The sequence below is a fragment of the Corallococcus sicarius genome (genome assembly GCF_003611735.1).
Classification (GTDB): domain Bacteria; phylum Myxococcota; class Myxococcia; order Myxococcales; family Myxococcaceae; genus Corallococcus; species Corallococcus sicarius.
This window is the reverse complement of sequence record NZ_RAWG01000456.1, coordinates 1-5,790: the sequence shown is the minus strand read 5'-3', so window position 1 is coordinate 5,790 and position 5,790 is coordinate 1. Positions and strand designations below refer to the sequence as shown.

The 5,790-nt window shown below is 71.3% G+C and carries 6 protein-coding genes; 2 read left to right on the top strand and 4 right to left on the bottom strand.

The window, feature by feature from the left end; all coding sequences use genetic code 11:
• Nucleotides 1–29 precede the first annotated feature (29 nt).
• The gene (locus D7X12_RS38570) at nt 30–926 is read right to left on the bottom strand and encodes an ArsR/SmtB family transcription factor (RefSeq protein WP_120630155.1); all 897 of its coding nucleotides are present in this window, start codon (nt 924–926) and stop codon (nt 30–32) included.
• Nucleotides 927–1,022: 96 nt separating this feature from the next.
• Here D7X12_RS38570 and D7X12_RS38565 point away from each other — a divergent pair, with 96 nt between their 5' ends.
• Nucleotides 1,023–1,901 (top strand): patatin-like phospholipase family protein, encoded by an 879-nt coding sequence (locus tag D7X12_RS38565; protein ID WP_120630154.1) that lies wholly within the window; start codon nt 1,023–1,025, stop codon nt 1,899–1,901.
• A gap of 146 nt (nt 1,902–2,047) precedes the next feature.
• Nucleotides 2,048–3,649 carry a S8 family serine peptidase gene (locus D7X12_RS38560; RefSeq protein ID WP_120630153.1) on the top strand — a complete coding sequence of 534 codons (1,602 nt, stop codon included), beginning with the start codon at nt 2,048–2,050 and terminating at the stop codon, nt 3,647–3,649.
• An 82-nt stretch (nt 3,650–3,731) separates the two neighbouring features.
• Here the strand turns inward: D7X12_RS38560 and D7X12_RS38555 are convergent, their stop codons facing one another.
• The 3 genes from D7X12_RS38555 to D7X12_RS38545 all read right to left on the bottom strand — a co-directional run bounded on the left by D7X12_RS38555 (nt 3,732) and on the right by D7X12_RS38545 (nt 5,484).
• Nucleotides 3,732–4,175 carry a CoA-binding protein gene (locus tag D7X12_RS38555; RefSeq protein WP_120630152.1) on the bottom strand — a complete coding sequence of 148 codons (444 nt, stop codon included), beginning with the start codon at nt 4,173–4,175 and terminating at the stop codon, nt 3,732–3,734.
• Nucleotides 4,172–5,074 carry a hypothetical protein gene (locus D7X12_RS38550; protein WP_120630151.1) on the bottom strand — a complete coding sequence of 301 codons (903 nt, stop codon included), beginning with the start codon at nt 5,072–5,074 and terminating at the stop codon, nt 4,172–4,174. Before D7X12_RS38550 ends, D7X12_RS38555 begins: the two co-directional genes overlap by 4 nt.
• Before the next feature lie 92 nt (nt 5,075–5,166).
• Complete coding sequence (locus D7X12_RS38545; RefSeq protein ID WP_120630150.1) at nt 5,167–5,484, bottom strand: DUF2795 domain-containing protein; 318 nt, start codon at nt 5,482–5,484, stop codon at nt 5,167–5,169.
• Nucleotides 5,485–5,790 lie beyond the last annotated feature (306 nt).

Sequence of the window (5,790 nt, the reverse complement as noted above, 5' to 3'; positions counted from 1 at the left end):
CAGCGGCAGGGGGTGGGCGGGGTGGCTCGTCATGACGGTTTGACTCCGGTGAGCAGAAAGACGCGGAAGGGGCTGGCCCCGTCGCGCGCGTGCGTCTCGCGGGTGAACGACGTGAAGCCAGCCTCGCGAAGGGCCGCTTCCAGGGATTCGGGCGCGAAGCCCAGGTGCCGGTGCCCCAACCGCTCCAGCACCCACTTCTCTTCATGCGGCAGCAGCTCCAGCACCACCAGCCGGCCGCCGGGCTTGAGCAGCCGTGCGGCCTCCGACACCACCGCCGCCGGCGACTCCACGTGGTGCAGGCTCTGCGAAATCACCACCAGGTCCATGCGCCCGCCCGGCAACGACAGCCGGTGCAGGTCCTCGCGCAGGAAGGTGATGTTGGTGAGCGACTCGCGGGTGGCATGCGCCCGGGCCTGCGCCAGCGCGTCCTCGCTCTGGTCAATGGCCCACACGTGCCGCGCCCACCGGGCCAGCGCGCGGCTGAACACGCCCGTGCCGCAGCCGAAGTCCGCCACGTCCAGCGGCGGCAACAGCGACGCCAACGCCCCCGCCCACAGGAACCACGACTGCCCCGGCTCCAGGAGCCGCTCGTTGAGCGCCTGCCGGTCCTCCCGCGCGCGCAGCAAGTCGTTGAGCCGCGCGGAATCCCCCGCCGCGTCCTCCGCCTCGCGCGCCAGGCGGACGAGCGGCCAGCGCGTGTCGTCCGTCTCCAGCGCCAGCGAGTAGTAGGTAAAACCCGCCTGACGCTCCTCGCGGATGAGCCCCAGCCCCTTCAGCTTCGACAGGTGGTGCGACACCGACGACTGCGCCACCCCCACCAGCGACACCAGCTCCGTCACGTTCAGGGGCGCCTGCGCCACCAACCGGAGGATGCGCAGCCGGGTCGTGTCCCCCAGGACACGGAAGGATTGGGAGAGGACATCCATATCGCCGCATCAACATATATCGATTTCCCCTTTTCTGACAACCTCCCGGCAACGCAATGCGTTGCCTTGCGCACACCCATCTCGTAAAAATCCACCATGGCGCCCTCCAACACGCTGCACTCCCTGCTCGACGGCAAGCGCTTCGGGCTGGTCCTCTCCGCGGGCTACTTCGGCTTCTACGGCCACGCGGGCTTCCTCAAGGGGCTGCACGGCTCCGGCCTGAAGCCCCACGCGTACGCGGGCACGTCCGCGGGCGGGATGGTGGCGGCGTACGCGGCGGCGGGCATGCCCATGGACCAGTTGGAGGAGCTGGTGCTGCGCCAGACGCGCGCCAACTTCTGGGACCCGGACCCCATTGGCGCGATGCTCAACGTGGCGTCCGCGGGGCACGGCTTCACCGGCCTGCTCAAGGGCGAGCGCTTCCGGCGCCTGCTGGAGGACACGCTGCCGGTGCCCACCTTCGAGGACACCCCGCACCCGCTGCTGCTCACCGCGGCCAACCTCACCCACGGCACGCACGAAGTCTTCACCACCGGGGAGCTGGCGCCCCGCGTCCACGCCACCTGCGCCTATCCCGGCCTGTTCCGCGCGGTGCCGCTCAACGGCAACCTGTTCTGGGACGGCGGGCTCGTGGACAAGGCGCCCGCGCTGTCGCTGCACGAGAGCGCCATTGGCAAGGACCTGGACGCCATCCTCGTGCACTTCCTGCCCAGCCGGACGCGCAAGGTGGTGGGCGGTCCCATGGCCTACCCGCAGGGACTGGCCGCCGGGTCCGCCGCCCTCCGGCGCGACCACTTCCGCCTCCAGCTCACCGTGCTCCAGCAGCGCGGCGTGCCCGTCTACGTGGTCGTCTCCAACCTGCCCCCCGTGACGCCCGCCACCCTGGAGCGCGGCTTCGACGCCCTGGACCAGGCCCGCCTCTGCGCGGAGCGCGCCCTGGCCCGGCCGCCCGTGCCGTTTGAACAGACGACCTGAAACACCCACCGTCCTGAAACACCCACCTTCCGGGCGGGTTCAACGAGGAGCGAATAAAACAACAGAGCCGAAATACATGAATAGCTCGACTTGAATGACAGACCGGCATGCGATGCTGGGGTGGTTGTTCATCCCGGAGGAAGTCCATGCTGAAGTCGACGCTGTCCCTGCGCCCCCTGCGGGGCGCGGTCATGGCTGTGTCCCTGCTGGCGTTGGCCCCCGTTGCAGGCGCCGCGCCCAAGCTGACGCCGCGCGCGCTGTCCCCCAAGCCCACGGGGCGTGAGCTGCCCGCCCAGACGTTCGTGGAGCGGCTGGTGGTGAAGTTCCACGAAGGCAGCCGCGTGCGCCTGCGCGGTGATGCCCTGCGGGCCCTGGCCTCCGAGCGGGGCGCGGCCGAGCGCGAGGCCCTGGCCGGCCTGCGCCTGGACGACGCGCGGGTGGAGGCGGACGTGGCGGAGGTGGCGGCGCTCTTTGAGCGTGCGCCGCGCATCGGTGCGCTGTCGCGCCTGTTCGAGGCCGAGGAGGCGTCGCTGGACGCGAACAAGGTGGCCGGTGAGGCGTCGAGCGGCCAGCAGCTGGCGGACCTGAACCTCTACTTCGAGGTGCCGCTGTTGCCGGGCACCACGTCGGAGGGCGTGGCGGAGCTGGTGGCGGCGCTCAACCGCGTCGCGAGCGTGGAGACGGCGTACGCGCAGCCGCCCCCGGAGCCGGCGATGGTGAACTTCGGCATGGAGGCGGGGCTGCGCACGCTGCTCGCGGCGGCGGACCTGCCGCCCACGACGCCGCAGTACCAGTCCGCGCAGGGCTACCTCAACGCGGCGCCCGGCGGCATCAACGCGAACTACGCGTGGACGGTGACGGGCGGCCGGGGCACGGGCACGCGCTTCGTGGACATCGAGGGCGGCTGGCGCACCACGCACGAGGACTTCCCCTCGTTCTTCCGCGTGGGCGGCACGCAGTTCAACGACCTGGGCTGGCGCAACCACGGCACCGCCGTGCTGGGTGAAATCATCGGCGCGTCCAACGGCTACGGCGTGACGGGCATCGCCAACGCGGCGTCGCCGGGCGTGGAGGCCATCGGGGCGCAGAGCGCCGCGAGCGCCATCACCAACGCGGCGGGCGCGCTGGGCGCGGGCGGCGTCATCCTGGTGGAGCTGCACGCGCAGGGCCCCGCGGACGGCACGGCGTGCACGTGCAACCAGGCCCAGTGCAACTACATCGCGATGGAGTACTGGCAGGCGGAGTACGACGCCGTCCGCAACGCGACGGCCAACGGCGTCATCGTCATCGAGGCCTCGGGCAACGGCAGCGCGAACCTGGACGCGGCGGCCTACGGCGGGCGCTTCAATCCGGCGACGCGTGACTCGGGCGCCATCCTCGTGGGCGCGAGCGCGGGCAGCTCCCGCGCGCCCACGTGCTGGACGAACTACGGCGCGCGCGTGAACGTGCACGGCTGGGGTCAGTCCGTCGTCACCACCGGCTACGGTGACCGCTTCGGCAGCGCCTACGGCGAGGACCAGTACTACACGTCCACGTTCAGCGGCACCTCCAGCGCGTCGCCCATCGTCGTGGGCGCGGCGCTCAGCGCGCAGGGCGTGGCGCTCGCCAACGGCCGTCGCCTGACGTCCGTGCAGATGCGCGGCCTCTTGCGCAACAACGGCACCGCCCAGACGGCCGACGCGCGCCAGATTGGCCCGCTGCCGGACCTGCAGAAGGCGCTGCCCAAGGTCATCTCCGGCAACTACTGAGCCGTGAGGTAGAGCACCGGGCCGGGCCCTCGTCGCTGGGGGTCCGGCCCTCCTTCCTTGCCTTTGTGGACCCGCGCGGCCGTCAGCGTCCGCTGTAGCGGCGGTGATCCACCATCAGGCAGCGGTCCTGCACCACGCGGATGCCCGCCGCCGCCAGCTTCCGGGCGGCCTCGTCGTTGCGGATGCCGGACTGGAACCACACCGCCTTCGGCTTCTTCGCGATGATGTCGTCCACATGCTGGTCGATGTCGCCCGGCCGGCGGAACACATCCACCAGGTCGATGTCGCCGGGGATGTCCACGAGCCGCCGGTACACGGGCTTGCCCAGTATCTGCGTCGCGTCCGGGTAGTAGACGGGCACCGGCACCACGTCCACGCCCGCCTTGGCCAGGTACTCCGGCACGTAGTACGCGGGCTGGCCGGAGTGGTCCTCGGTCTTGATGCCCAGCACCGCCACCCGCCGCGCGTCCTGCACCACGCGCTTCACACCCGCCTCGTCCTCGATGAGGTACTCCCCGTGGCTCATGACCCTTCCTCCTGAAGCGTCTCCGCTTGCGATTCGGTGGTGAGCGTCAGCGTGCCGCCCTCCCCCACCGCCTTCACCGTCAGCAGGCGGCGCACCGGCACGAACCGGCCCCACGCCACCACCTGCTCCCCTTCACATGTCACGCCCTTCGAAAGCTCCGGCGACCCCGCCTCCTCCCACGCCGCGCGCAGCTCCGCGGGCGCCTTCTCCGGGAGCGCGTCCAGGCACCGGAGCGACAGCACCACCGCGTCGCCGAACGTCGTGGGCCGCGTGCCCTGCACCGTGCGCTCCAGCAGGTAGGCCCGCTCCACGCCGTCCACGGCGAGCACGTCCACCGCCCACGTGCGCTGGCCCTCCACCAGGTTGCGCTGCAGGAGCCCCGCGTACTTCGCCTCCCACTCGCGGCGCGTCCGGGCCTCCAGCGCCTCCGGCGTGAAGAAGCGCTCCACCTCTGGCAGCCCCGTGCCCTCGGGCGCAACCTGCCGCAATGCCTCCTGCGCGGCCTCCGCGCCCACGAGCTTCACGAAGGTGCCGTCCGCCGCCAGCTGGAGGCGCAGGGTGAAGCGCTCCAGCACCGCGCCGGGCAGCGACGTCACGTCCTGGCCGTCATGCACCTGTCGTGGGGTGCGCACCGCCTGGGTGACGCGCCAGCCGCCGTCGGACGGGGTGAAGCGCGTCTCCGTGGTGAACGCGGCCTCATCCCGCACCTCCGGCTGGCCCTGCCGCTGAAGGGTGCGGGTGGCGCGCACGGACTCGGTGAGGAGGCGGTCCACGGGGGGCTTGAAGTCCAGACGCACCGGCGGGGGCAGCCCCGGCGCGGGGTTGAGTGGCGGATACCGGGACGTGCACCCGGAGGCCAGCGACAGCACGAGACAGCACCAGAGAGGACCAGGACGCATGCGCTCGCGGACGCTGGCAGAAAGCCAGGGCGCCCGCGAGCGTCTTGCAGCATCCCGGAGGTGCATCCCGTTGAAGCAGGTGATGGAGGACGCTACGGATGACGGGTCTGTCCGTTCGGCGCGTTCTCCACGCGGTTGCGCCCGATGTTGCTGCGGTCGCGGTTCACGCCATCGTCGTCCTTCAGCCCTCCCATGGCGAAGCGGCGCTCCGCCTCCGCCAGGTCGCGCAGCACATGCTCGCGCAGCATGTACTCCTCCTGGGGCAGCGACTTGAAGACGTTGATGATGTCGACCGGGGCGCCGTTGTCCTCCGCGGCCTCCACGAGGTCCTCCCGGGTCACCGGGTAGTCCACGGAGTCCAGATGCGGGGTGATGGAGCGCGCCGGATCCTCCGCCTGTCCGTAAGCCATCGTGCCTTTCCACCTTTCTCTGCCCGGACCCCTGGGCCCGGACGACCATCCAGGAACAACGTGGGGATGGCGTCCGCCCCGGGCCACCCTGGGCCCCGGCACCACCTCCGGTGCCGGGCGGGCCAGGGAGCGGCCGTCTTGCCCGGGCCTGCTTCAGGGTAGAGTCCTCCTCCGCGCCAACACCCGCTGGAGACACGCCGCCCGATGTCCGCCGCATCCCTGCTGCTTGCCTGGCTCACGCTCGCCAGCCCCCCGGTCCTGTCTCTTATACATATCTGACGCTGCCGACGACTAGCCGAGTGTAGG

What these genes read in the sequence shown, in the direction of transcription:
- D7X12_RS38555 (WP_120630152.1), bottom strand. Translation starts at nt 4,175, where the DNA reads ATGAGCCACGGGGAGTACCTCATCGAGGACGAGGCGGGTGTGAAGCGC.
- D7X12_RS38550 (WP_120630151.1), bottom strand. Translation starts at nt 5,074, where the DNA reads ATGCGTCCTGGTCCTCTCTGGTGCTGTCTCGTGCTGTCGCTGGCCTCC.
- D7X12_RS38565 (WP_120630154.1), top strand. Translation starts at nt 1,023, where the DNA reads ATGGCGCCCTCCAACACGCTGCACTCCCTGCTCGACGGCAAGCGCTTC.
- D7X12_RS38560 (WP_120630153.1), top strand. Translation starts at nt 2,048, where the DNA reads ATGCTGAAGTCGACGCTGTCCCTGCGCCCCCTGCGGGGCGCGGTCATG.
- D7X12_RS38570 (WP_120630155.1), bottom strand. Translation starts at nt 926, where the DNA reads ATGGATGTCCTCTCCCAATCCTTCCGTGTCCTGGGGGACACGACCCGG.
- D7X12_RS38545 (WP_120630150.1), bottom strand. Translation starts at nt 5,484, where the DNA reads ATGGCTTACGGACAGGCGGAGGATCCGGCGCGCTCCATCACCCCGCAT.